Annotated in this window: 24 protein-coding genes, 1 tRNA gene and 1 pseudogene; 12 read left to right on the top strand and 14 right to left on the bottom strand. The window is 57.3% G+C overall.

The annotated features are described in order from the left end of the window. Position 1: 1 nt before the first annotated feature. The 4 genes from sspA to zapE form a co-directional block, all read right to left on the bottom strand. Positions 2 to 643, bottom strand: coding sequence for a stringent starvation protein SspA (sspA, locus tag F3J36_RS12220; protein WP_021507753.1), 642 nt, complete (start codon positions 641 to 643; stop codon positions 2 to 4). Positions 644 to 972: 329 nt separating this feature from the next. After that, entirely contained in the window at positions 973 to 1,365 is a 393-nt protein-coding gene (gene rpsI / locus F3J36_RS12215) for a 30S ribosomal protein S9 (protein ID WP_021507754.1), read from the bottom strand. Positions 1,366 to 1,380: 15 nt separating this feature from the next. Next, a complete protein-coding gene (gene rplM / locus F3J36_RS12210; RefSeq protein WP_021507755.1) occupies positions 1,381 to 1,809 on the bottom strand; it encodes a 50S ribosomal protein L13 in 429 nt (142 codons plus the stop codon). Between the two features lie 238 nt (positions 1,810 to 2,047). Beyond that, on the bottom strand, positions 2,048 to 3,175 hold the full coding sequence (gene zapE / locus F3J36_RS12205) for a cell division protein ZapE (RefSeq protein ID WP_058759600.1): 1,128 nt from the start codon (positions 3,173 to 3,175) through the stop codon (positions 2,048 to 2,050). Between the two features lie 184 nt (positions 3,176 to 3,359). On the opposite strand from zapE, the gene zapG reads away from it, so the two are divergent. The 3 genes from zapG to degS all read left to right on the top strand — a co-directional run bounded on the left by zapG (position 3,360) and on the right by degS (position 6,403). Next, positions 3,360 to 3,764 (top strand): Z-ring associated protein ZapG, encoded by a 405-nt coding sequence (gene zapG, locus F3J36_RS12200; RefSeq protein WP_021507757.1) that lies wholly within the window; start codon positions 3,360 to 3,362, stop codon positions 3,762 to 3,764. A gap of 108 nt (positions 3,765 to 3,872) precedes the next feature. Further along, positions 3,873 to 5,243: a serine endoprotease DegQ gene (gene degQ / locus F3J36_RS12195; RefSeq protein WP_031279744.1), complete on the top strand. Its 1,371-nt coding sequence runs from the start codon at positions 3,873 to 3,875 to the stop codon at positions 5,241 to 5,243. 86 nt (positions 5,244 to 5,329) lie between these two features. After that, a complete protein-coding gene (degS, locus tag F3J36_RS12190; RefSeq protein WP_021507759.1) occupies positions 5,330 to 6,403 on the top strand; it encodes an outer membrane-stress sensor serine endopeptidase DegS in 1,074 nt (357 codons plus the stop codon). A 64-nt stretch (positions 6,404 to 6,467) separates the two neighbouring features. Here degS and epmA read toward each other — a convergent pair whose 3' ends face one another. The 3 genes from epmA to efp all read right to left on the bottom strand — a co-directional run bounded on the left by epmA (position 6,468) and on the right by efp (position 8,462). Next, positions 6,468 to 7,445 (bottom strand): elongation factor P--(R)-beta-lysine ligase, encoded by a 978-nt coding sequence (epmA, locus tag F3J36_RS12185; RefSeq protein ID WP_021507760.1) that lies wholly within the window; start codon positions 7,443 to 7,445, stop codon positions 6,468 to 6,470. Positions 7,446 to 7,609: 164 nt separating this feature from the next. Beyond that, on the bottom strand, positions 7,610 to 7,744 hold the full coding sequence (locus F3J36_RS12180; RefSeq protein ID WP_031279745.1) for an entericidin A/B family lipoprotein: 135 nt from the start codon (positions 7,742 to 7,744) through the stop codon (positions 7,610 to 7,612). A 151-nt stretch (positions 7,745 to 7,895) separates the two neighbouring features. Continuing rightward, entirely contained in the window at positions 7,896 to 8,462 is a 567-nt protein-coding gene (gene efp / locus F3J36_RS12175; RefSeq protein WP_021507762.1) for an elongation factor P, read from the bottom strand. Positions 8,463 to 8,502: 40 nt separating this feature from the next. On the opposite strand from efp, the gene epmB reads away from it, so the two are divergent. Beyond that, the gene (gene epmB / locus F3J36_RS12170) at positions 8,503 to 9,531 is read left to right on the top strand and encodes an EF-P beta-lysylation protein EpmB (protein ID WP_058759602.1); all 1,029 of its coding nucleotides are present in this window, start codon (positions 8,503 to 8,505) and stop codon (positions 9,529 to 9,531) included. Positions 9,532 to 9,688: 157 nt separating this feature from the next. Here epmB and F3J36_RS12165 read toward each other — a convergent pair whose 3' ends face one another. The 4 genes from F3J36_RS12165 to F3J36_RS12150 all read right to left on the bottom strand — a co-directional run bounded on the left by F3J36_RS12165 (position 9,689) and on the right by F3J36_RS12150 (position 12,874). Then, complete coding sequence (locus F3J36_RS12165) at positions 9,689 to 10,036, bottom strand: DUF4156 domain-containing protein (protein ID WP_021507764.1); 348 nt, start codon at positions 10,034 to 10,036, stop codon at positions 9,689 to 9,691. Between the two features lie 195 nt (positions 10,037 to 10,231). Beyond that, the gene (gene groL, locus F3J36_RS12160; RefSeq protein ID WP_021507765.1) at positions 10,232 to 11,887 is read right to left on the bottom strand and encodes a chaperonin GroEL; all 1,656 of its coding nucleotides are present in this window, start codon (positions 11,885 to 11,887) and stop codon (positions 10,232 to 10,234) included. Between the two features lie 46 nt (positions 11,888 to 11,933). Next, positions 11,934 to 12,227 (bottom strand): co-chaperone GroES, encoded by a 294-nt coding sequence (locus tag F3J36_RS12155; RefSeq protein ID WP_021507766.1) that lies wholly within the window; start codon positions 12,225 to 12,227, stop codon positions 11,934 to 11,936. 194 nt (positions 12,228 to 12,421) lie between these two features. Continuing rightward, positions 12,422 to 12,874 (bottom strand): FxsA family protein, encoded by a 453-nt coding sequence (locus F3J36_RS12150; RefSeq protein WP_021507767.1) that lies wholly within the window; start codon positions 12,872 to 12,874, stop codon positions 12,422 to 12,424. Positions 12,875 to 13,249: 375 nt separating this feature from the next. On the opposite strand from F3J36_RS12150, the gene aspA reads away from it, so the two are divergent. From aspA to F3J36_RS12120, 6 genes and pseudogenes are all read left to right on the top strand, one after another. Further along, complete coding sequence (gene aspA / locus F3J36_RS12145; protein WP_021507768.1) at positions 13,250 to 14,686, top strand: aspartate ammonia-lyase; 1,437 nt, start codon at positions 13,250 to 13,252, stop codon at positions 14,684 to 14,686. A 114-nt stretch (positions 14,687 to 14,800) separates the two neighbouring features. Continuing rightward, positions 14,801 to 16,102: an anaerobic C4-dicarboxylate transporter gene (locus tag F3J36_RS12140; RefSeq protein ID WP_104187997.1), complete on the top strand. Its 1,302-nt coding sequence runs from the start codon at positions 14,801 to 14,803 to the stop codon at positions 16,100 to 16,102. A gap of 86 nt (positions 16,103 to 16,188) precedes the next feature. Next, the gene (locus F3J36_RS12135; RefSeq protein WP_166719792.1) at positions 16,189 to 17,886 is read left to right on the top strand and encodes a protein-disulfide reductase DsbD; all 1,698 of its coding nucleotides are present in this window, start codon (positions 16,189 to 16,191) and stop codon (positions 17,884 to 17,886) included. 66 nt (positions 17,887 to 17,952) lie between these two features. After that, complete coding sequence (locus tag F3J36_RS12130; protein ID WP_021507771.1) at positions 17,953 to 18,531, top strand: transcriptional regulator; 579 nt, start codon at positions 17,953 to 17,955, stop codon at positions 18,529 to 18,531. A gap of 108 nt (positions 18,532 to 18,639) precedes the next feature. Continuing rightward, positions 18,640 to 18,715, top strand: a tRNA-Phe gene (locus tag F3J36_RS12125). 347 nt (positions 18,716 to 19,062) lie between these two features. After that, positions 19,063 to 19,317 (top strand): annotated as a pseudogene (locus F3J36_RS12120) (LysR family transcriptional regulator); the annotation flags it as partial. Positions 19,318 to 19,411: 94 nt separating this feature from the next. Here F3J36_RS12120 and F3J36_RS12115 read toward each other — a convergent pair. Both F3J36_RS12115 and F3J36_RS12110 read right to left on the bottom strand, forming a co-directional pair. Further along, positions 19,412 to 20,581: a Gfo/Idh/MocA family protein gene (locus tag F3J36_RS12115; RefSeq protein WP_166719791.1), complete on the bottom strand. Its 1,170-nt coding sequence runs from the start codon at positions 20,579 to 20,581 to the stop codon at positions 19,412 to 19,414. A 10-nt stretch (positions 20,582 to 20,591) separates the two neighbouring features. Continuing rightward, positions 20,592 to 21,515 carry a TIM barrel protein gene (locus F3J36_RS12110; protein WP_166719790.1) on the bottom strand — a complete coding sequence of 308 codons (924 nt, stop codon included), beginning with the start codon at positions 21,513 to 21,515 and terminating at the stop codon, positions 20,592 to 20,594. On the opposite strand from F3J36_RS12110, the gene F3J36_RS12105 reads away from it, so the two are divergent. Beyond that, a complete protein-coding gene (locus tag F3J36_RS12105; protein ID WP_166719789.1) occupies positions 21,514 to 21,684 on the top strand; it encodes a hypothetical protein in 171 nt (56 codons plus the stop codon). The two genes, F3J36_RS12110 and F3J36_RS12105, sit on opposite strands and share 2 nt — an antisense overlap. Before the next feature lie 29 nt (positions 21,685 to 21,713). On the opposite strand, the gene F3J36_RS12100 is transcribed toward F3J36_RS12105, so the two are convergent. Next, a complete protein-coding gene (locus tag F3J36_RS12100; protein ID WP_166719788.1) occupies positions 21,714 to 22,733 on the bottom strand; it encodes a LacI family DNA-binding transcriptional regulator in 1,020 nt (339 codons plus the stop codon). A 320-nt stretch (positions 22,734 to 23,053) separates the two neighbouring features. On the opposite strand from F3J36_RS12100, the gene F3J36_RS12095 reads away from it, so the two are divergent. Continuing rightward, a complete protein-coding gene (locus tag F3J36_RS12095; protein WP_021507777.1) occupies positions 23,054 to 23,938 on the top strand; it encodes a sugar phosphate isomerase/epimerase family protein in 885 nt (294 codons plus the stop codon). Positions 23,939 to 24,054 lie beyond the last annotated feature (116 nt).

The raw sequence follows: 24,054 nt of genomic DNA, 5'->3' as shown, positions 1-24,054 counted from the left end.
ATTAGCCCCGGGCTTGCAGGCGCATTTCACGTTCGGCTTCCGTCAAAGAAGCGAGGAAGGAGTCACGTTCAAATACGCGCGTCATGTAGCCTTTCAGCTCTTTCGAACCTGCGCCAGCCAGATCCACACCCAGCTGCGGCAGACGCCACAACAGCGGCGCCAGATAGCAATCAACCAGGCTGAACTCTTCGCTCATAAAGAACGGCGTACGTGAGAACAGCGGCGCAATGGCCAGCAGCTCTTCGCGCAGTTGCTTGCGCGCGGCATCGGCTTCGGCACCGCTGCTGGTTTCAATGGTACGCATCAGGCTGTACCAGTCCTGCTCAATGCGGTGCATCATCAGACGGCTTTCACCGCGCGCGACCGGATAAACCGGCATCAGTGGCGGATGCGGGAAACGCTCATCGAGGTATTCCATGATGATGCGGGATTCATACAGCGTCAGTTCACGGTCGACCAGCGTTGGCACAGTGCGATACGGGTTGAGGTCAATCAGATCCTGCGGCAGATTATCCGTTTCAACCTGCTCGATCTCCACGCTGACGCCCTTCTCAGCCAGCACGATACGTACCTGATGGCTGAAAATGTCAGTCGGACCAGAAAACAGCGTCATTACCGAACGTTTGTTGGCAGCGACAGCCATGAAAACCTCCAAGTTTGTTCACAAAAAAATACTGCGAATAGCCAACCACGCGGCGACTCACCTGCTCATCAGATTCGCACACAGCCGGGCGTTACGGGCATTGTCCGGTCGTCCCGACAGGAGCAGTATGCACAACGCCGCGACTCGCGGGCGCAAAGTGTCAGTCAGTTTACCAGATTTTAAGCAGCTTGTGGGGCGGGGATAATCATTTGCGGGCAAAATGCGGGGAAAGCTCGCGTTTTTGCGCTGAAAAAGCCGCGATTCAGGCAATAAAAAACCCGCCGAAGCGGGTTTTTTGAGCCAATTGTAACTGCCGAAGCAGCCAGCAATTAACGCTTGGAGAACTGTGGACGACGGCGTGCTTTACGCAGACCGACTTTCTTACGTTCAACCTGACGCGCGTCACGGGTAACGAAGCCCGCTTTACGCAGTTCAGAACGCAGAGACTCGTCGTATTCCATCAGAGCGCGGGTGATACCGTGACGGATCGCACCAGCCTGACCAGAAATACCACCACCTTTAACGGTGATGTACAGGTCCAGTTTACCAACCATATCAACCAGCTCCAGCGGCTGACGCACGACCATGCGTGCAGTCTCACGACCGAAGTACTGCTCCAGAGAGCGCTGGTTAATTACGATGTTACCGCTACCCGGCTTGATAAAGACGCGAGCGGCAGAGCTTTTGCGGCGACCAGTGCCGTAGTTTTGAGTTTCAGCCATTGCCTATAATCCCGATTAAATGTCAAGAACTTGCGGTTGCTGCGCCGCGTGGTTGTGCTCGTTACCTGCGTAAACTTTCAGTTTACGGTACATAGCACGACCCAGTGGGCCTTTTGGCAGCATGCCTTTAACCGCGATTTCAATCACACGCTCAGGACGGCGTTCGATCATCTCTGCAAAGGTCGCTTGCTTGATACCACCGATGTGGCCAGTGTGGTGATAGTAAATCTTGTCGTTACGCTTGTTGCCGGTTACAGCAACTTTGTCAGCGTTCAGAACGATGATGTAATCACCGGTATCAACGTGCGGAGTGTATTCCGCTTTGTGCTTACCACGCAGACGGCGCGCCAGTTCAGTCGCCAGGCGACCCAGGGTTTTGCCAGTTGCGTCAACAACATACCAGTCACGCTGTACGGTTTCTGGTTTAGCTGTAAAAGTTTTCATTGAAAAGCTTACCCAAATAAAAGTTACACGTTGGTGAAATCCCAAACGCTAAGTTAACGATTGAGGCTCACACGACCAATTCGCCCAGCAAGCCCACCCCCTCAGGTAGAGTTACCGGATCACACAGTTTTCCGGGAAAAGAAAGCCTGTGCTGTAACGTGGGGTCGCAAGATTATAGAGAAGTCGAATCTAAAGATCGACTCTTTTTGCGCCCGAAGCGGTGATTTCTGTTTGCCCCTCAGGGCAGGTGCGGCAGGCGAAGATACTCCTCGCTCTGCATCTCCTGCAGGCGCGACAGACAGCGCTGATATTCGAATTTCAGCCGCGTGCCCTGATAGATTTCAAACAGCGAGGTTTCTGCCGCCACCACCAGCTTGACGTGGCGCTCGTAGAACTCATCCACCAGCGCGAGGAACCGCCGCGCCTGGTCTTCCGTTTTGTAAATCATCACCGGCACATCGTACAGCAGCACGCTGTGGAAGCGGCGCGACAGCTCAATGTAATCGTGCTGGCTGCGTCCTTCACCGCACAGCGCGAGGAAATTGATGGCCAGTACGCCTTCGTGAACGCCAAGCGTCGGCAGCTGGCGATGGTTAATCTCCAGCACCGGCGCGTCGCCGCGCGGTTTACCGGACAGCGCGCTGAACATGCGCTCCATCTCCGCGTGCGTTGCGTCGTTAAGCGGGAAATTCCACAGATGGGCTGATGTCAGGGTGCGCAGGCGATAATCAATGCCGGCATCGACATTCATCACATCGCAGTGGCGCTTAATCTGCTCGATAGCCGGCAGAAAACGCGCCCGCTGCAGGCCGTTGCGGTACAGCTCATCCGGAGGAATGTTGGAGGTCGCCACCAGCGTAATGCCGCGGGCAAACAGCGCTTCCATCAGGGTACCAAGCAGCATTGCGTCGGTAATGTCGGAGACGAAAAACTCGTCGAAACAGAGAATATCGGTTTCCGCTTTGAAACGGTCAGCGACAATCAGCAGCGGGTCGCTGTGGCCCTGCAGCTGCGTTAACTCTTCGTGCACCCGCAGCATGAAGCGATGGAAATGCAGACGCAGCTTGCGATCGCCAGGAATAGACTGAAAAAACAGATCCATTACCCAGGTTTTACCGCGTCCGACGCCGCCCCACATATACAGGCCACGCACCGGCGCTTCATGGCTCTCCGGCGCTTTATTCATCAGCTTTGATAAGCGGCCAAACAGCCCTTTAGCTGCCGGTTGCGGCTGCTGCTGACGGGCAATCAGGCCTTGCTGAATGCGATCTAAACGGGTGATGGCGTCACGTTGTACATCGTCCGGACGAAACTCGCCCTGCGACAGCGCCTGCTCATAGCGCGCAAGCGGAGATGAGGTTTGCATGGTTCTCTCAGAATCCCTGAAAAAGTCCGATTCACGTGTCGGTTGTCGAAAATTAGGCCGCTCTACACTAAGCGATACAGCCCGAGGATTCCACTTCCGATGGATTAACGGGTATAGTGGCTACTATTGAAGTTGAAACAGAAGCAATGCCCTACGAAGCAACGGAAATTACACGGGAGTCATTATGACCTGGGAATACGGGCTGATTGGTTTAGTGATTGGCATTATTGTCGGCGCGGTAGCGATGCGTTTTGGCAACAAAAAGCTGCGTGAGCAGCGCAGCATGCAGTACGAACTGGAAAAATCCAAAGCGGAGCTGGCGGATTACCGCGAAGAGCTCACCAACCACTTTGCGCGCAGCGCAGAGTTGCTGGACAACATGGCGCGCGACTATCGCCAGCTGTATCAGCACATGGCGAAAGGGTCGAATGACCTGCTGCCAAATCTGCCGGGCGAGAAAAACCCGTTTGCTTACCAGCTGACGGAAGCCGAGGCCGATAACGACCAGGCGCCGGTGCAGATCCCGCGCGACTACTCTGAAGGCGCATCGGGCCTGCTGCGCAGCGGCGAACGCACCACCCGCAGTTAATCGTTTTGGGGCACAGCATGGCTGTGCCCTTTTTGTTTTCCGAACGCTTATTACCAATAACTGTCACACTTCTTTTATCCCCCTTTTCGCAGCGAGAGCGTCATAGCAATGAAAAAACCAGCACGACTGTTAAGCGCATTAGCCTTGAGCATTGGGATGAGTCTGGCGGCGACGCCGGGTGCCATGGCCACGTTGCCGGCACAGATTCAGGGACAAGCACTGCCAAGCCTGGCACCGATGCTGGAAAAAGTGCTGCCGGCGGTGGTCAGCGTGCATGTCGAGGGCACCGACAGCGGTCAGCAGGGCCAGGATATTCCCGAGCCGCTGAAGCGCTTCTTTGGCCAGGCGCCCGGCCAGTCTCAGCCACAGCCATTTGAAGGACTGGGTTCCGGCGTCATCATCGACGCGGCCAAAGGCTACATTCTGACCAACAATCACGTGGTAAACGGTGCGGATAAAATCAGCGTGCAGCTGAGCGATGGCAACGAATATGACGCAAAGCTGATTGGTCATGACGAGCAAACCGACATCGCGCTGATTCAGGTAGAAGGCGCAAAAAACCTCACGCAGGTGAAAATTGCTGATTCTGACGCGCTGAAAGTGGGTGACTTCGCCGTGGCGATCGGCAACCCGTTCGGCCTCGGCCAGACGGCGACGTCCGGCATTATTTCGGCGCTGGGCCGCAGCGGGCTGAATCTGGAAGGGCTGGAGAACTTTATTCAGACCGATGCCGCCATCAACCGTGGCAACTCCGGCGGCGCGCTGGTGAACCTCAACGGCGAGCTGATCGGCATTAACACCGCCATTCTGGCGTCGAGCGGCGGCAACATTGGTATTGGCTTTGCCATCCCCAGCAATATGGCGATGAATCTGGCGCAGCAGCTGATTCAGTTCGGCGAAGTGAAGCGCGGTCAGCTCGGGATCAAAGGGACAGAAATGACCGCCGATATCGCGAAAGCGTTTAACGTCGATGCGCAGCGCGGGGCATTTGTCTCTGAAGTGCTGCCGAAGTCGGCGGCGGAACAGGCGGGCATCAAAGCGGGCGACATCATCACCGCCATTAACGATAAGCCAATCACCAGCTTTGCCGAGCTGCGGGTGAAAGTCGGCACTACGCCGCCAGGCCAGCAGGTGAAAATCGGTCTGCTGCGCGATGGCAAACCGCTGACGGTGACCGTAACGCTGGAACAGAGCGCGCAGAGCACCGCCAGCGCCCAGCTGATGTCGCCGGCGCTGCAGGGCGCCACGCTCAGTGACGGCAATACCAAAGCCGGCGATAAAGGGGTCAAAGTCGATACCATCGAAAAAGGCACGCCGGCAGAACAGGTTGGCCTGCAGAAAGATGATGTGATTGTCGGCGTCAACCGTACGCGGGTGCAGAGCCTCGCCGAGATGCGCAAAGTGCTGGAGGGCAAACCGCCGGTACTGGCGCTGAACGTGGTGCGCGGCGACGAGAGTATTTACCTGCTTCTGCGATAATCCTCGCAACAGGCGGACAAGCAGGTGTTTGTCCGCCCTTCTCGTGCTATTCTGCCCTGCGATCAACTCTTGCCTGAAATAACACCATGTTTCTTAAACTTTTACGTTCTGTGGTGATGGGCCTGATCGTGGCAGGTTTACTGCTTGTCGCGATCCCGGCGCTGCGAATGGGCAGCAACGTCACCTTTGATCACGACAGCAGCGCCGATGAAGCGCCCTTCAGTTTCAATCAGGGCGTGCGCCGTGCTGTGCCGGCGGTGGTCAACGTCTATAACCGCAGCGCGCACGGTAACAATAATCGCGGCATTACCACGCTCGGTTCCGGCGTCATCATGAACGCGAAAGGCTACATCCTCACCAACAAACATGTCATCAATAACGCTGACCAGATTATCGTCGCGCTGCAGGACGGACGCTTTTTTGAAGCGACGCTGGTGGGCTCCGACGCCATGACCGATCTGGCGGTGTTAAAAATCAGCGCCTCCAATCTGCCGGTAATTCCGATTAACGCCAAACGTGTCGCGCATATTGGTGATGTGGTGATGGCGATTGGCAACCCGTACAACCTCGGCCAGACGGTCACCCAGGGCATCATCAGCGCCACCGGCCGCATCGGTCTGAGCTCCTCCGGTCGGCAGAACTTCCTGCAAACCGATGCCTCGATCAACCAGGGGAACTCCGGCGGCGCACTGATTAACTCGCTGGGTGAGCTGATGGGCATCAACACGCTGACCTTCGACAAAAGCAACGACGGCGAAACCCCGGAAGGCATTGGTTTTGCCATTCCGACCGCGCTGGCGACCAAAATTATGGATAAGCTGATTCGCGATGGCCGGGTGATCCGCGGTTATATCGGTATTACCGGGCGCGAGCTGCCGCCGCTGCACGGTCAGGGCAGCAACCTCGATCGGGTGCAGGGCATTATTGTTAGTGAAGTGACGCCGGGCGGTCCGGCGGATCGCGCCGGCATTCAGGCCAACGATGTCCTGCTGCAGGTGAACGGTAAGCCGGCGCTGTCCGCGCAGGAGACCATGGACCAGGTGGCGGAAATCCGCCCGGGATCGGTGATTGATGTGCAGGTGCTGCGCAATGAGCAGAAGATGACGCTACCGGTTACCATCCAGGAGTTTCCGGAAGCGGCCAATAATACCTCGCCGTAAACGCACCCGGCCGCGGCTCAGCGATGGCGCTGTCCGCGGCCGGGTGTGCAGAACCGCGGCGTAACTAGCTGCGATCGACCGGGAAAGCGATCACCTCACTGAGCGCATCGGCCTTCAGCGCCAGCATAATCAGGCGATCGACGCCCAGCGCCACGCCGGAACAGGCCGGCATGCCGTGCGCCAGCGCATCCAGCAGGTAAGTATCAATCGGATGCTGTGGCAAACCGCGCGCAGCGCGACGGCGATTATCCTGCTCAAAGCGCTGACGCTGTTCGCGGCTATCGGTCAGTTCGCGGAAACCGTTGGCGAGCTCCACGCCTTTGTAATAGACCTCAAAACGCTCTGCCACGCGGTGATCTTCGGTACTGATCTCCGCCAGCGCCGCCTGACTGGCCGGGAAGTGATAGACGAAGCACGGCTTATCGAGACCAATTTTCGGTTCCACGCCCAGCATAAACAGCAACTGCAGCAGCGTGTCGCGATCGTCTTCGCGATTCGCCAGCTCGCCCTCACCCAGCTTTTCCGCCGCTTCGCGCAGCTGCGCCTTGTCCGCCGACAGCGGATCGATCTCCAGATGACGGATAAACGCCTGCTGATACGATAGCGATTCGGCGCTGTCGCACTCCAGCACCTGCTGCAGCAGGTCGTCGACTTCGTTCATCAGCCGATACATGTCGTAGTGCGGCCGATACCACTCCAGCATGGTGAATTCCGGATTATGGTGGCGCCCGGCCTCTTCATTACGGAAGCAGCGCCCCATCTGATAAATCGGGCCGCTGCCCGCCGCCAGCAGGCGCTTCATGTGATATTCCGGACTGGTCATCAGCCACAGATCGCGCCCGTCTGCCGCGCCAGGTCCGACAAAGCGCGTCTGGAATGGCACCAGGTGGATGTCGGTGATCGTCGCCTGGCTCATGGCAGGCGTATCCACTTCCAGTACGCCGCGATCGGCAAAGAAACGCCGGATTTCCGCCAGGATGGCGGCGCGTTTCAACAAATTGGCAATGGGTGCGCTCGGCTGCCAGCTTGCCGTTTCGCTCATGGTGATGACTCCTTATACAGACAAGGGGAGGAAGTCTACCCGTATTGCTGACGGCAAACAACGGCACCGCCGTCGCGGTAGGCAGTTTCAGAAATCACAGGCGCTGGCAGGACAACAGGAGGAAGAGAAAGCCGGTACGAAAGCAGGTTTCGCACCGGTTTTAGTTACTGCGCGCTGCGCTGAATTGCCTGACCGCCCGCTTCAACATCTTCGCCTACGCCACGCGTGGTGTTACAGGCTGAAAGCAGCGAGGAAAGCACCAGTACCGAGAAAATCGCGACAATACTTTTCTTTAACATAGCCATATCCTTGTTGGTTGCAGTAAAAGTACAGCTTTTAAAGCATAGACCGGATACGCCATGATGGCGGTTAAGCTGCTGAAAAAAGACGCGGTGCGGGGATGAGCGCGGAAATAAAAAAGGCGCATCAATGATGCGCCTGATTTGACGATTATTTTACGCGGGAAACGTATTCGCCAGAGCGGGTGTCCACTTTTACCACTTCGCCAATCTGTACGAACAGTGGCACTTTGATCACGGCGCCGGTAGACAGCGTCGCTGGCTTGCCGCCGGTACCGGCAGTATCACCTTTCAGACCTGGGTCAGTTTCGGTGATTTCAGCTTCGATGAAGTTCGGTGGCTGAACGGCGATCGGTTTATCGTTCCACAGGGTTACGATACACTCGGCGTTGTCCTGCAGCCATTTGGTCACGTCGTCCAGTACCTTGGCTTCAACCTGATACTGTTCGAAGGTTTCCGGGTGCATGAAGTAGAAGAAGTCACCGTCGTTGTAGGAGTACTGCAGCGTCATGTCACGCACGTCTGCGCCTTCGGCGGAGTCGGTAGACTTGAAGGTTTTCTCAACGCGTGAACCGGTCAGCAGACGACGCATTTTAACACGTGCAAACGCCTGGCCTTTACCCGGCTTAACGAATTCACTGGATTCGATGGCATACGGTTCGCCTTCAAACATGATTTTAAGACCGGCACGAAAATCGTTGCTAAGATAAGTCGCCATAAAGGCCCTCTGTAGATATTAACTGGTAATAGCCAAAAAAATGGCACACATTGTAACCCTAAATCCCCCCGTCAGAGAAGATTGGTTGCAGCAACTTGCTGATGTTGTCACCGATCCTGCTGAATTACTGCAACTTTTAGCCCTCGAAAACCACGCGGATCTGGCAGCCGGGAGCGAAGCGCGCCGTCTGTTTGCCCTGCGCGTACCGCGCGCCTTTATTCAGCGCATGCAGCGCGGCAATGCGCAGGACCCGCTGCTGCTGCAGGTGCTGACCAGCCGTCAGGAGTTTACCGATGCGCCGGGCTACAGTACCGATCCGCTCGATGAGCAGAGCAGCGTGGTGCCGGGCTTACTGCATAAGTATAGAAACCGTGCGCTGCTGCTGGTCAAGGGCGGCTGCGCGGTGAACTGTCGCTACTGCTTCCGCCGGCATTTCCCCTATCAGGATAATCAGGGCAACAAGCGCAACTGGCAGGCGGCGATTGATTACATTGCCGCCCATCCCGAGCTCGACGAGATCATCTTCTCCGGCGGCGATCCGCTGATGGCGAAAGATCAGGAGCTGGCGTGGCTGATTGGCGCGCTGGAAAACATTCCGCACCTGAAACGCCTGCGCATTCACAGCCGGCTGCCGGTAGTGATCCCGGCGCGCATTACCGAAGGGCTATGCCAGCTGCTGGCGGATACGCGTCTGCAGGTGCTGCTGGTCAGCCACATCAACCACGCGCAGGAGATTGACGAGGCGCTGCGCGAACGCATGCAGAGGCTGAAGCGCGCCGGCGTCACCCTGCTGAACCAGAGCGTGCTGCTGCGCGGCGTTAATGACGATGCGCAGACCCTGGCACAGCTCAGCAATGCGCTGTTTGATGCCGGCATCCTGCCCTACTATTTACATGTGCTGGATAAGGTGCAGGGGGCGGCGCACTTCTTTGTGCCGGATGAGCAGGCGCGGGCGCTGGTGCGGCAGCTGCTGACCATGGTGTCGGGCTATATGGTGCCGAAGCTGGCGCGGGAAATTGGTGGTGAGCCGAGCAAAACGCCGCTGGATCTGCAGCTGCGTCAGGAGTGACGTTCCCTGCCAGCTGCCCGGTGCGCATGAATGCGCACCCTACAGTATTCCTGTGGCGGCGCCATCACCGTAGTGTCGCCATTGATGGCGACTACGCAGGGGCTGAACTCAAAAACAAAAAAGCCGCTCTCGCGGCTTTTTTATTGCTGCTCTGCCATTACGGGCACTTATACACCTGACCCGACATTTTGCTGTCGAGCGGGGCAAAGGCAGACAGCAGGTTCTGCGTCGGGCTGGTGGCACCATAAATTACGTTGCCGCCCATCTCCGCTGCGCGGTTACGCAGGTCGTTGGCCGCACCGCGCAGTGAACTGCCTTCACCGCCTGAGCCGGTCAGCCAATTGCTCTGCGAGCCGGTAACATTGCCCAGCAGCTGACATTGGCTGCCTGGCTGTTGATCAACAAAGGTGACACGTTCGCCGGCGGCACTCAGTTGGTTGGAGGTGCTACAGCCCGCCAGCAGTAAGGTACCGACTGCCAGTCCGAGCGAGAGGTTAATCCGCATTATAATCCCCATTTATTATCATCAGTGTCGGGCGGCAGCGTAGCAGAAAAGCGCACATTTTTTCTGAACATTCATTGCCCTAAACCCGCAAAGCCGAAGTATTGCGCCCTTACTTATACCTTGTTCGCCGGCAAAAGAAAAACCCCCGACCGTTTCCGATCGGGGGTTTCTCAACAGCTCAGACGTTCAGGGCAATTACATCATGCCGCCCATACCGCCCATGCCACCCATGCCGCCAGCGCCAGCACCTAAGTCAGGTGCGTCGCCTTTCGGCAGGTCGGTGACCATCGCTTCGGTGGTGATCATCAGACCGGCCACAGAAGATGCGTACTGCAGTGCAGAACGGGTCACTTTGGTTGGATCAAGGATACCGAAGTCGATCATGTTGCCGTACTCTTCGGTCTGTGCGTTGTAACCGTAGTTACCGTCGCCGGCTTTCACGTTGTTAGCAACCACAGATGGCTCTTCACCGGCGTTAGAAACGATCTGACGCAGTGGCGCTTCCATCGCACGCAGAGCAACCTTGATACCGACGTTCTGGTCTTCGTTCTGACCTTTCAGGCCAGATGCTGCGATTTTCGCCGCAACACGCACCAGTGCGACACCACCACCGGCAACCACGCCTTCTTCAACCGCAGCACGGGTAGCGTGCAGGGCATCTTCAACGCGTGCTTTCTTCTCTTTCATTTCAACTTCAGTCGCTGCGCCTACTTTCAGTACGGCTACACCGCCTGCCAGTTTAGCAACGCGCTCCTGCAGTTTCTCTTTGTCGTAGTCAGACGTCGCTTCTTCGATCTGCTGACGGATCTGCGTCACGCGGCCAGAGATTGCGCCCTGATCGCCCACACCATCGATGATGGTGGTGGTGTCTTTGTTGATCACCACGCGTTTTGCCTGACCCAGGTCTTCCAGCGTCGCTTTTTCCAGCTCCATACCGATCTCTTCAGAGATCACGGTACCGCCAGTCAGGATAGCAATGTCCTGCAGCATCGCTTTACGACGGTCGCCGAAGCCCGGTGCTTTCACCGCAGCCACTTTCACGATACCGCGCATGGTGTTGACCACCAGCGTAGCCAGCGCTTCGCCTTCCACGTCTTCTGCGATGATCAGCAGTGGTTTGCCGGCTTTCGCCACAGCTTCCAGCACTGGCAGCATTTCGCGGATGTTAGAGATTTTCTTGTCAGCCAGCAGGATGAATGGGCTTTCCAGCTCCACTGCACCGGTTTCTGGCTTGTTGATGAAGTACGGAGACAGGTAGCCACGGTCGAACTGCATACCTTCAACCACGTCCAGCTCGTCCTGCAGACCGGTGCCTTCTTCAACGGTGATTACGCCTTCTTTACCCACTTTGTCCATCGCCTGAGCGATCAGGGTACCGACGCTTTCATCGGAGTTGGCAGAAATGGTACCTACCTGCGCGATAGCGCGGGAATCCTGGCAGGGTACAGACAGGGTTTTCAGCTCTTCAACGGCTGCCGCAACGGCTTTATCGATACCGCGCTTCAGATCCATTGGGTTCATGCCCGCCGCGACGGCTTTCAGGCCTTCGTTGACGATAGCCTGTGCCAGAACGGTAGCGGTGGTGGTGCCGTCGCCTGCTGCGTCGTTGGCTTTAGAAGCGACTTCTTTCACCATCTGCGCACCCATGTTTTCGAACTTGTCTTCCAGCTCGATTTCACGTGCCACAGAAACACCATCTTTAGTGATGGTCGGTGCACCAAAAGATTTATCCAGAACCACGTTACGGCCTTTCGGGCCCAGGGTAACTTTTACTGCATCTGCCAGTACGTTCACGCCACGCAGCATTTTTACGCGTGCGTCATTACCGAATTTTACGTCTTTAGCTGCCATTTCAAATATCCCTTAAATTCGTTTCGTTCAGTGAATTACGCGTAAATTACGCTTCAACAATCGCCAGAATGTCGCTTTCAGAGATGATCAGAACTTCTTCGTTGTCGATTTTCTCAGTCTTGGCACCGTAGCCTTCGCTGAAAATCACCAGATCACCCACTTTCACGTCCAGCGGCTTCACGTCGCCGTTTTCCAGGATGCGGCCATTGCCAACAGCCAGTACTTCACCGCGGGTTGATTTGCCTGCTGCAGAGCCGGTCAGAACGATACCGCCAGCAGATTTGGCTTCAACTTCTTTACGCTTGACGATAACGCGATCGTGCAACGGACGAATTTTCATTTGATAGCTCTCCTTTGAGAAGTCCAATCATTCATTTTTGGGTTGAACGCCGGGCTTGAGGGTTCCGGCCTCGTGGAGAGAGAGATAGGGGCAGAAAAGGGGCTTTCAAGGGCAAAAAAATAAAAAATTTTCGTTTGCGTAACAGATGACGAAAAAGACAGCAAAAAGGGCGGCTTACGCCGCCCCGCTTACATTCAGCGATCTTTATCGTGACCGATACGATCCTGATCTTTGCGCTCAAACTCGCCGTCCATGGTGACGCCGCTGTCCGGGCCCTGCCCCGGGCCGCGCCATACGCGCAGGTGCGGCATCAGCTTCAGCGTCAGGTGTTTCTGCACCGGCGGCAGCAACAGCAGCAGGCCGAGGAAATCGGTGAAGAAGCCCGGTAGCAGCAGCAGAAAACCGGCGATGATCAGCGACACGCTTTTGATCATCTCCGCCGCCGGGCTCTCGTTACGCGCCAGCTTCTCCTGCATCAGCATAAAGTTCTTCATGCCCTGGTTTTTCACCAGCGACACACCAATGCACGAGGTAAAAATCACCAGCAGCATGGTCAGCAGCACGCCGAGCGCGTGCGCTACCTGGATGAAAATCGAGATCTCAATCCAGGCCAGAACAAAAAAAATCACTAACGGTAACCAGCGCACCGATATCTCCTGTGAGTCGCGCCGCCACGCAGCGTGCGGGGCAGCAAAATTGAAGGGTCAGCATGACCATAACGTATGAGATGGGCACGCGGCCGGGGAAATTCAACCGCCGCTGTTAAATTTATGCCACTGACTTAAAATTGCGAAGTACATCACATATCGTTATTACCGCTGGGCCAGCAAATGTCCGTAAAGTGATCTGTGCACAAGCATTTCTGCAGTGACAGAATATGATCGTGCTCGCCAGCCCGAAGATGGATAAAATGTCGGCACTGGTATTCCACGACAATATAATTGCTTCACCTGCACGTTATTCGCCGCCCATCCATTCCGGATGCCCGGCAGTAACACAGCAGCAATAATAAGAAGGTAATCATGGCGAACAACATTCGTATCGAAGAAGACCTGTTAGGCATGCGTGAAGTTCCGGCAGATGCCTATTACGGTGTTCATACTCTGCGTGCGATTGAGAACTTCTATATCAGTAACAGTAAAATCAGCGACATCCCCGAGTTTGTTCGCGGCATGGTGATGGTGAAAAAAGCCGCCGCGCTCGCCAACAAAGAGCTGCAAACCATCCCCCGCCACATCGCCAACACCATCATTCAGGCCTGTGATGAAGTGCTGAACAACGGTAAGTGCATGGACCAGTTCCCGGTTGATGTCTATCAGGGCGGCGCGGGCACCTCGGTCAACATGAACACCAACGAGGTGCTGGCTAACATCGGTCTGGAGCTGATGGGTCACCAGAAAGGTGAATATCAGTATCTCAACCCAAACGATCACGTGAATAAGTGTCAGTCCACTAACGACGCTTATCCTACCGGTTTCCGCATTGCGGTTTACGCCTCGATTCTCAAACTGCTCGACGCGATTGGCCAGCTGAGCGAAGGTTTTCAGCGCAAAGCGGTGGAGTTTGAAAACATCCTGAAGATGGGCCGCACCCAGCTGCAGGATGCGGTGCCGATGTCGCTCGGTCAGGAGTTCCACGCGTTTAACGTACTGTTGAACGAAGAGACGCGCAGCATTCTGCGCACCGCCGAACTGTTGCTGGAGGTCAACCTCGGCGCCACGGCAATCGGTACCCGCCTCAACACGCCGGACGGCTACCAGCAGCTGGCAGTACAGCGCCTGGCGGAAGTCAGCAACCTGCCGGTGGTGCCCGCCGAAGATCTGATTGAAGCCACCTCAGACTGCGGCGCTTACGTCATGGTGCACTCAGCGCTGAAGCGCCTGGCGGTGAAACTGTCGAAAATCTGTAACGACCTGCGCCTGCTGTCATCCGGTCCGCGCGCCGGCCTGAACGAAATCAACCTGCCGGAACTGCAGGCCGGTTCTTCGATCATGCCTGCGAAAGTTAACCCGGTGGTACCGGAAGTGGTCAATCAGGTGTGCTTTAAAGTGATTGGCAACGACACCACGGTGACCATGGCTTCTGAAGCCGGTCAGCTGCAGCTCAACGTGATGGAACCGGTGATTGGCCAGGCGCTGTTTGAGTCGATCAGCATCCTGACCAACGCCTGCTACAACCTGCTGGAAAAATGCGTTAACGGCATCACCGCCAACAAAGCGGTCTGTGAAGCCTACGTGTTCAACTCCATCGGTATCGTCACTTACCTCAACCCGTACATCGGCCATCACAACGGTGATATCGTCGGGAAAATTTGTGCTGAAACCGGTAAGAGCGTACGCGAAGTGGTGCTGGAACGCGGTCTGCTGACCGAAGCCGAGCTGGACGATATTTTCTCCATCCAGAACCTGATGCACCCGGAATACAAAGCCAAACGCTACACCGACGAAAACGAACAGTAATCCGTTCCGGATCAAGTCGTCTGAAGCACGCCTGTATACAATACGGCGTGCTTTTTTATTTTGACGTCTATAACTAAAGTGGCTGCGTGTGGCGGCACTTCAGGGAGTGAAACTATGGTAGTGGTGGAATTGCTCATCGTCCTGCTGGCGATCTGGCTGGGTGCGCGCCTTGGCGGCATCGGCATTGGCTTTGCCGGCGGTTTAGGCGTGCTGGTGCTGACGCTGGTTTGCGGCATGAAACCCGGCGCGATCCCGTTTGATGTCATCGAGATCATTATGGCGGTGATTGCGGCCATCGCCGCGATGCAGGTGGCCGGCGGCATGGATTATCTGGTCGGGCTGGCGGAACGCCTGCTGCGCCGCCATCCGCGCTATGTCACGTTCCTTGCGCCGCTGGTGACCTATGTGATGACGCTGCTGGCGGGTACCGGGCACACCGCTTTTTCTACCCTGCCGGTGATTGCGGAAGTGGCCAAAGAGCAAGGCGTACGCCCTTCGCGCCCGCTGTCGATAGCCGTAGTGGCGTCGCAAATCGCCATCACCGCCTCGCCGCTTTCAGCCGCGGTGGTATTTTTTGCCTCGATTCTTGAACCGCGCGGCGTCAGTTATCTGGCGCTGCTCGGCGTCGCACTGCCTGCCACCATGCTGGCCATTTTCTGTGCCGCCGTGATCACCAACTTCCTCGGCAAAGAGCTCAAAGAAGATGACGTCTACCAGGCGCGCCTGGCGAAAGGTGAAGTGACGCTGCGCGGTGAGCAGGTTTATCACATCAAGCCGGGAGCCAGACGCGCGGTGCTGCTGTTCCTGATCGGTATTGCGGCGGTCGTGCTGTACGCGACGGCAATCAGCGACAGCGTGGGCCTGATCAGCAATCCGGTGCTGCCGCGTAACGAAGCCATTGTGGTGTTTATGCTGACGGTTGCTACGCTGATTTGCCTGACCTGCAAAGTGGAAACCGGTGAAATCCTCAGTGCCAGCACGTTTAAATCCGGCATGAGCGCCTGTATCTGCGTGATGGGCGTCGCCTGGCTGGGCGATACCTTTGTCAAAGCGCACCTGAGCGACATCCAGACGCTGGCCGGCGACATGCTGCAGAGCTATCCGTGGATGCTGGCGCTGGTGCTGTTCTTTGCTGCCACGTTGCTCTACTCGCAGGCGGCCACCACCAAAGCGCTGATGCCGGCGGCACTGATGCTCGGCGTATCGCCGCTGGCGGCGGTCGCCTCCTTCGCCGCAGTGTCCGCGCTGTTCGTGCTGCCCACCTACCCGACGCTGCTGGCCGCGGTGGAGATGGACGACACCGGCTCGACCCGCATTGGGAAGTACGTGTTCAACCACTCGTTTATCATTCCCGGCGTACTGGCAATTACCTTCTCGGTGGCGTTTGGCTTCCTGTTCGGCAGCCTGATTCTGTAGCGTCGTGGTTACATCCTGAAAACCTCGTGGCGAATGAGCCGTGTTATTATCGCGGCTCATTCGCCACCGGAGCTGATTAATTCGTCATGGCTGCTCGATTTTCCCGCCTGCTAAGCCTGTGCCTGGCGCTGCTGTTTTGCCTGTCGGCGCAGGCCAGCCTGTTCTCGCCCACCACCAACAACCGCTTTGTGCCGGTCGATCAGGCCTTTGGCTTCGATTTCAGCCAGCAGGGCCATCAGCTGACGCTGAGCTGGAAAGTGAAGGACGGCTATTACCTCTATCGCCAGCAATTCCACATCAGCGCGCAACACGCGCAGCTGGCGCCGGTCACGCTGCCACCGGGCCAGCCGCACGAAGATGAGTTTTACGGCAAGAGCGAAATCTATCCGCAGGACGTAAAGCTGCCGATCACCCTGCGCCAGGCCGATGCCGGTGCAACGCTCAGCGTGACCTATCAGGGCTGCGCCGCGGCCGGTTTCTGCTATCCGCCGGAGACCCGCTCCGTGCCGCTGACGGCGATGGCTGCCGATAGCGCCGCGCCGGCAATCGCGGCATCACCGGCCGCTGACCGCACGCCGCTGCCGTTTTCGCCGCTGTGGGCGCTGCTGATTGGCATCGGCGTGGCCTTTACGCCGTGCGTGCTGCCCATGTATCCGCTGATCTCCGGCATCATTCTTGGTGGCCAGCGCCGCTACTCGCTGGGCCGGCTGTTCGCCCTCGCACTGGTTTACGTGCAGGGCATGGCGCTGACTTACACCCTGCTCGGTATGGTGGTGGCAGCGGCGGGGCTGCGTTTCCAGGCTGCGCTGCAGCATCCTTACGTGTTGATCGGCTTCTCCGTGCTGTTTGTGCTGCTGGCGCTGTCGATGTTTGGCCTGTTCACGCTGCAGCTGCCTGCCAGCCTCCAGACGCGTCTGACGCTGTGGAGCAACCGTCAGCAAGGCGGCTCGCTGGCGGGCGTGTTTATGATGGGCGCACTGGCTGGGCTAATCTGCTCACCCTGCACCACCGCGCCGCTCAGCGCCATCCTGCTGTATATCGCGCAGAGCGGTAATCTGTGGGCCGGTGCCGGCACGCTGTGGCTGTACGCCTTCGGCATGGGACTGCCGCTGATTGCTGTAACGATGTTCGGCAACCGGCTGCTGCCGAAAAGCGGTCCGTGGATGCAGAGCGTAAAAGAGGGTTTTGGCTTTGTGATTCTGGCGCTGCCGGTGTTTCTGCTGGAGCGCGTGCTGGGCGATATCTGGGGACTGCGGCTGTGGAGCCTGCTCGGCGTGGCGTTTTTTGCCTGGGCGTTCAGCCTGAGTCTCAGCGCGCGCGGCACAGCGCGCGTGCTGCCGATCATCATGCTGGCGGCCGCGCTGGTGGTGGCGCGCCCGCTGCAGGACTGGGCATTTGGCAGCAGCAGTACGCAAAGCGTCGCGCATCTGCCGTTTCAGCGCATCAGCAGCAGCCAGCAGCTGGATAGCGCATTACAGCAGGCGCAGGGGCGTATCACCATGGTCGATCTCTATGCCGACTGGTGCGTGGCCTGCAAAGAGTTTGAAAAATACACCTTCAGTGATGACGGCGTGCGCAGTGCCCTGAGCAACGTGCAGCTGCTGCAGGCTAACGTGACAGCCAACAACACGCAGGATAACGCGCTGCTGCAGCATCTGCAGGTGCTTGGCCTGCCGACCATCCTGTTCTTTGATGCGCAGGGCAAAGAGATTGCCGATTCACGCGTCACCGGGTTCCTTAACGCCGCGGATTTCCGCGCCCATTTGCACAATCTGCCGCGTTAAACGAAACTGGTTGCACGACACTGCCCGGGCGTACGCGCCCGGGCCCGCATTCCGGAGGAGAGTCTTTTGCAACGCGAACAGATCCTTGAGCATGCGCTGAATGTGCTCGAACAGAGCGGCCTGGCCGCGACCACCTCGCTGCAGCAGCTGGCTGGCGAAAGCGGCCTCGCCAGCGATCAGCTGGAGCGCTACTGGCCCGATCGCGATGCCCTGCTGTATGACGCGCTGCGCTTTCACGGCCAGCAGATCGACAGCTGGCGCCGCCAGGTGCAGCTGGATGAGCGCCTCAGTGCGGCACAAAAGCTGCTGGCGCGTTACGACGTGCTGGCAGAGCACGTCAGTAAAGGCCGCTTTCCCGGCTGCCTGTTTATTGCCGCCTGCAGTTTCTATCCCCAGCCGGATCAGCCGGTGCACCAGCTCGCCGAACAGCAGAAGCGCAGTTCCTGGCAGTTCACCCATGAAATCCTCGTCGACCTGGCGCTGGACAACCCCAGCATGGTGGCCGATCAGATGGAGCTGATCCTCGAAGGCTGTCTGAGTAAGCTGCTGGTGAAGCGCAACGTGCAGGATGTCGCTACCGCGCGGCGTCTGGCTGAAGATGTGCTGAGCATCGCGCTGTGCCGGCAAAACGGTGCGCTGGCGTAGGCTTTTTGTTCACCCTGCCTGAAAAGCAGGCAATCAGTCACGATTGCTACGCTTTTTTTACGAAACCCGTTGACGGCTGTGAGCCATTAGGGTTTAATGCGCCCCGTTGCCCGGATAGCTCAGTCGGTAGAGCAGGGGATTGAAAATCCCCGTGTCCGTGGTTCGATTCCGCGTCCGGGCACCACTATTCAGAAAACCCAGCCTTATGGCTGGGTTTTTGCTTTTCTGCGTCGGCATATTGATTCGCTATATCGCCGGTCTTAGCGCTAAAAATTCGCAGCTGTATCGCTGCTATTTCTCTCTTTCCAGTCCCCCATTTGCGCGACGCGTCGCACACTTTTGCGATTGCGCCCAAACCTTTCCAGCGAATTGCGCCACCGGTCACGCCGCGTGGCGCGTGTCGATGTTAAAAAACTGTTAATCGCAGTACCTGCCTGCCGTCGTGGCTTTTGTCCTTAACTTAGCGTCTGCTGCATCTCATCGTGCCGGACGCATTTGATACACCGAATCGTGTCGCCAGAGGGAGTAATCGTGAACCTTCGTCGCCTTAAATATTTCATCAAAATCGTCGACGCGGGCAGCCTGACGCAGGCCGCTGAAAGTTTGCATATTGCGCAACCGGCGCTAAGCCAGCAGCTTGCCACGCTGGAAGGAGAAGTGAATCAGCAGTTACTGATCCGCACCAAACGCGGCGTAACGCCTACCGAAGCGGGGAAAATGCTTTACCATCATGCCTTCACTATTTTGCATCAGTGCGAACAGGCACAGCGCGCCATTGACCAGATCGCCGCAGCGACTGCAGAAGGCATGCGCAGCGGCTCCCAGTAAAGCACGGATGCCGCCTCGCTGCCTCTCACTCCGGTTAAATTTCGTCAGCTAATCAGCACTCAACCCACACCGCACCGGCATCCGCCGATTTGACACACTGTTCCACCCAGCGTACCCCCATCAGCCCGGCGTGTACGTCCGGATACCAGAAGTCCTGCAGGAAAGCGTGATCGCCGCGGTCGGTGGCGTCCATCGCCAGCGCAAAACGGCGATAGAGATTCGACCAGGCTTCAAATAATCCTTCGGGATGGCCGCCACCAATACGGTCATCGGCCAGCGCGCTGGCGTGCAGATAACCCATGCCGCGCTCAAGAATCTGCACCGGCTCGCCCTGCACTTCATAGCGCAGCTGGTTTGGCTGTTCGTCCCACCACTCCAGACTGGCTCGGGCCCCCACCACGCGAATTTTCTGGCCGTGCATCGATCCGCAGTTCACCGCTGACGCCCACAGCGTACCGACCGCGCCGTTGTCGTATTCCATCATCACAAAGGCGTTATCTTCCAGCGGCGCACGCGAGGCCACAAAGCTCTGGCGGCTGCACAGCAGACGTTTTATTTGCAACTGCGGCAACAGAGTTTCAGCGATAAACAGCGGATGGGTGGCCAGATCGCCCAGCACATAGCTCGGGCCGACAAAACTCGGATCGACGCGCCAGCGGGTGCTGGCGTTCTGTAGCTCCACCGCTTCGTGATGAAAGCCGTGAGCAAACTGCATGTTCACAATGCGGATCTCACCCAACAGCCCGTCAGCAATCATGGTGCGCGCCTGCTGAATCAGCTGATGCCCGGCATAACCGTAGGTCACGCCGATGATCTTCTGCTGCGCTTTACACAGTTGCTGCAGTTCCTCAGCTTCAGCGGAGGTGAAACACAACGGTTTTTCACACACCACGTGCAGCCCGGCGCTGAGCGCGGCGCGGCAGATAGCAAAGTGCGTATTGTTCGGCGTGGCGATGGAGACGGCTTCAATGCCATCAGCACGCGCGGCTTCCGCTTTAAACAGGGTTTCGTAATCGCTATAGCAGCGCTCCGCCGCCACGCCCAGCGCGCGACCAAACGCTTGTCCGCGCTCCGCATCAATATCAAACGCACCCGCCACTAAGGTAAAGTTGCCGTCGCGTAAAGCAGCGGAACGGTGGATGTAACCGATCTGGCTGGTGCCGCCGCCGCCCACCATGCCCCAGCGCAGCGCGCGATCCAGTACTTTGCTCCCATTAATCATGCTGTTCTCCTCAGAATCCGATGAAATGCAGGTAGTGCAGGCTGGCCGTGACGTCCAGCAGACTGGTGGCGGCGTTGCGCGGATCGCGCTCCTGCTCAATGGTGATCCAGCCCTGATAGTGACGTTCAGCGAGAAACGCCCGCAGCGCCGGGTAATCAATCGCGCCCTGGCCAAGCGGGCACATCACGCCCTCGGCACAGGCAGTGAAAAAGTCGACGCCGCGCGCAATCACATCGCGCCAGACGGCCGCATTAATGTCTTTGAAATGCAGATAGTCGATGCGCGACCAGTAGCGTTGCAGCCAGGTCTGCGGATCCATACCGGAATAAAAAAGATGGCCGGTATCGAGACACAGTCCGGCGACCTCGTGCGGGATGTCCTGCACCAGCTGTTCCAGTTCATCAGCAAACTCAATGCAGCCACCGGCATGAGGATGAATCACCGGTCGCACGCCGTAATCATGCCAGGCGATGTGACTGAGCTGAGTGATGTGCTGCATCATGCGCTGCCAGTCCGCGGGTGCCAGGCGTGGCGCTTTCTCTGTCTGACCAGCAAATTGCGCCCGCAGCGGGTTGCCGAAATCGATAATCACCAGATAGGGCGCGGGCCGGTTATCACCGTGCGTGCGTGCCGCGCACGGCACCTGCGACAGGTTGCGGCAGATGTTGTGCGTCAGCTCAACCATCGCCGGGAAATTCGCCTCGCTGACCAAATCATCAAAAATGGTGCCGGCCACCAGCGACAGCTGATGCACTTCCAGCTGCTGGCGCAGTTCGGCGGCATCGGTCGGCAGATAGCGCCACGGCCCGAGTTCAATGCTGCGGTAACCGGCCTGGGCCGCCTCGCGCAGCACCGTTTGCCATGGCGGCAGAAAAGGATTGTCAGGATCGTCTACGCCCCAGCTGCAGGGCGCATTGGCAATGTGTAGGGTCATGATGGTTCCTTATGATGAGGGCTGGTGTCAGTATCAAATAGATATTTCACCAACCTCAATCATGGAACTTTCATTCTTTGATAGCGATCATAAATTTAATTATCAAATTTTTGATAATTTTTTATCAAATACGGTCGTCATGCGCCCTGCCGCGGCTGTCGCCCGGTGAGCAATCATAAAGGGTAACGGCGCAACGCCTCAGACATTTTCCCGCATGACGATCTCAAATGGCAGGGTGACCTGAGAAAAATGATCGCTGCGCTCAGCGTGACGTTGCTGCACGGTTTGCGCCAGCTGTCGTGCCATGTCATCGATCTGATGGCGCAGCATCACCGTGATAGTGCCATCTATCAGCGCCAGGTCGCCATCATTGACCGGGCCGTGACAAATCAGCGCCACCTTACGCTGCGGCTGCTCACGCAGCGCCTGAACGACCCCTTCTATGCCACCGCACGGCGCATAGATCAGCGCCAGATCGGCATGTTGCTCCAGCAGCTGGCGAGTCGCCTGATAACCACCGGCAATCGATTCGTGGGTTTTGAGCGGCTCCAGCACGCGGCGCGCACTGTCCTGCTCGCGCAGATACGAGCGAAAACCACTCTCGCAGTTCTCCTGACAGATAAAGCGGTGATCCCCCAGCAGCACGCCCGCCGGCCCCGGCTGATGCAGCAGATGGCTGGCGATCCAGCCCGCGCTGCGCCCGGCTTTCTGATTATCCAGGCCGAAATAGCCAGCATGCCCACAGGGCGAAAAGTCAGAAAACAGCGCGTAGACGCGCACGCCCTGACGCGAAACGTGCGCTATCGCGTGGCGGATCAGCGGATGATCCAGCGCCACCACGCCGATAGCCTCCACCTGCTCAGCCAGCCGGTAGAGCGAATCCACCACCGCTGCCACCTCATCAATCTCGTGCCAGACAAACAGCGGCTCGCTGCCGGCCGGATGAAATGGCTGCGTCTGCTGGCGCAGCGCATCGGTTAGCGTTTGATAAAAAGAGTACGAAGCCGACAGCAGGATAAACCCCATGCGCAGCGTCACGCCGTCACTCTGCGCACTGAGCGGGGCGTGGCTACTGCGGTAACCCAGCCGATGCGCCGCTGCCAGTACTTTCTGTTCGGTCTGCGCCCGCACCGGCGCGCGGCGATTGAGCACCCGATCCACGGTGGCGATCCCCACCCCGGCAGCGGCGGCAATCGCGCTCATGGTAATTTTGCTCATTGTTAAGCCCCTTAATGATAATAAACTATCAAAAATAATGCCTGACGTTATGCTTTCACGCCATATAAGCCGGTCGTTATCTCTCAATTAATGAGAATATCCTCTCATTCTTTTGATCGCTGTCGCACAAACACCATCATTCGTTTCATTTTTCACATAAATAGAATAATTATTTGGCAAACGATCGCCGCAGCGTGTCGCCGGCACTGATGGAAATGCATCAGCAAAGCATTAGAGCCGGTGCCGGGCTGTTTTTATAGTTGACGCGACACCAGCCGCCGATTGCGGTGGTGGGTAACGTAACGCGCAGGAGAACAACAATGAAAATCGCTTTTGATGTGGATGTTATCCGCGATCTCGGCATCACGCGTATGGTGCATCAGGTCGCGGAGTGGGGTTATAAATACATTGAACAGTCGCCGCATCCGCAGATCAATCCGTTCTATAAACACCCGAAAGCCAGCCGGGAGATCATGCGCGAGTACAAAAATGCGCTCAACGCTACCGGACTGGAAATCTCCTCGTTTATTACCGTCTATCGCTGGTCGGGACCGGATGAGCTGCGGCGCCAGGCGGCGGTGAAAAACTGGAAGCGAATGATTGAGATTGCCGTGGAGATGGGCGTGCAGGTGATCAATACCGAGCTCTCCGGTAACCCGAACGAGCCCGAAATCTGCGAAGAGATGTTCTATCGCTCAATGGACGAGCTGCTGCCGATTTTCGAGCGTGAAGGGATTCGCGTGGAAATTCAGGCGCATCCGTGGGATTTCTGCGAAGAGAGCAATGAAACGGCCGATATCGTCAAGTCGTTCCGCAGCGACAACGTCAAATACATCTACAGCGCACCGCATACGTTCTACTATGACAAGGGCAAAGGCGACGTGAAGAGTATGCTGCATTACGCTGGCGACGATCTGTCGCACATGCTGATTGCCGATACCATGAACCACACCAAACACTGTCGCTACATCGTTAACCCGCCGGGTGTCGATGCCACCATCCACCAGCACGTGGCCGTTGGCGAAGGTGAGGTGAATTTCGACGCGCTGTTCGAAGCGCTGCGCGAGATGGATTTCGCTAACCGCCACTATAAAGTGGGCGGCGAGTCGATTATCTCCGCCGCGCTGTTTGGCTATCCGGAGAAGATGAAGTATCAGGCGGTGGAAACCCGCGAGCTGATTGAGCGCGAGCTGCTGAATCTGTAAATCGCCCGCACAATCACCCCCTTTCCCGCCAGCGATAAAGGGACGCACAATCAGCCCCCTCTCCCGCTAATGACAGATAGGCGCACAATCAGCTCCCTCTCCCGCCTGCGGGAGAG

It is taken from the genome of Pantoea sp. Cy-640 (genome assembly GCF_011752635.1).
GTDB classification, from domain to species: Bacteria; Pseudomonadota; Gammaproteobacteria; order Enterobacterales; family Enterobacteriaceae; genus Pantoea; species Pantoea dispersa.
Note: the sequence above shows the minus strand (reverse complement) of the source record. Positions and strands in the feature narration are given on the sequence as shown.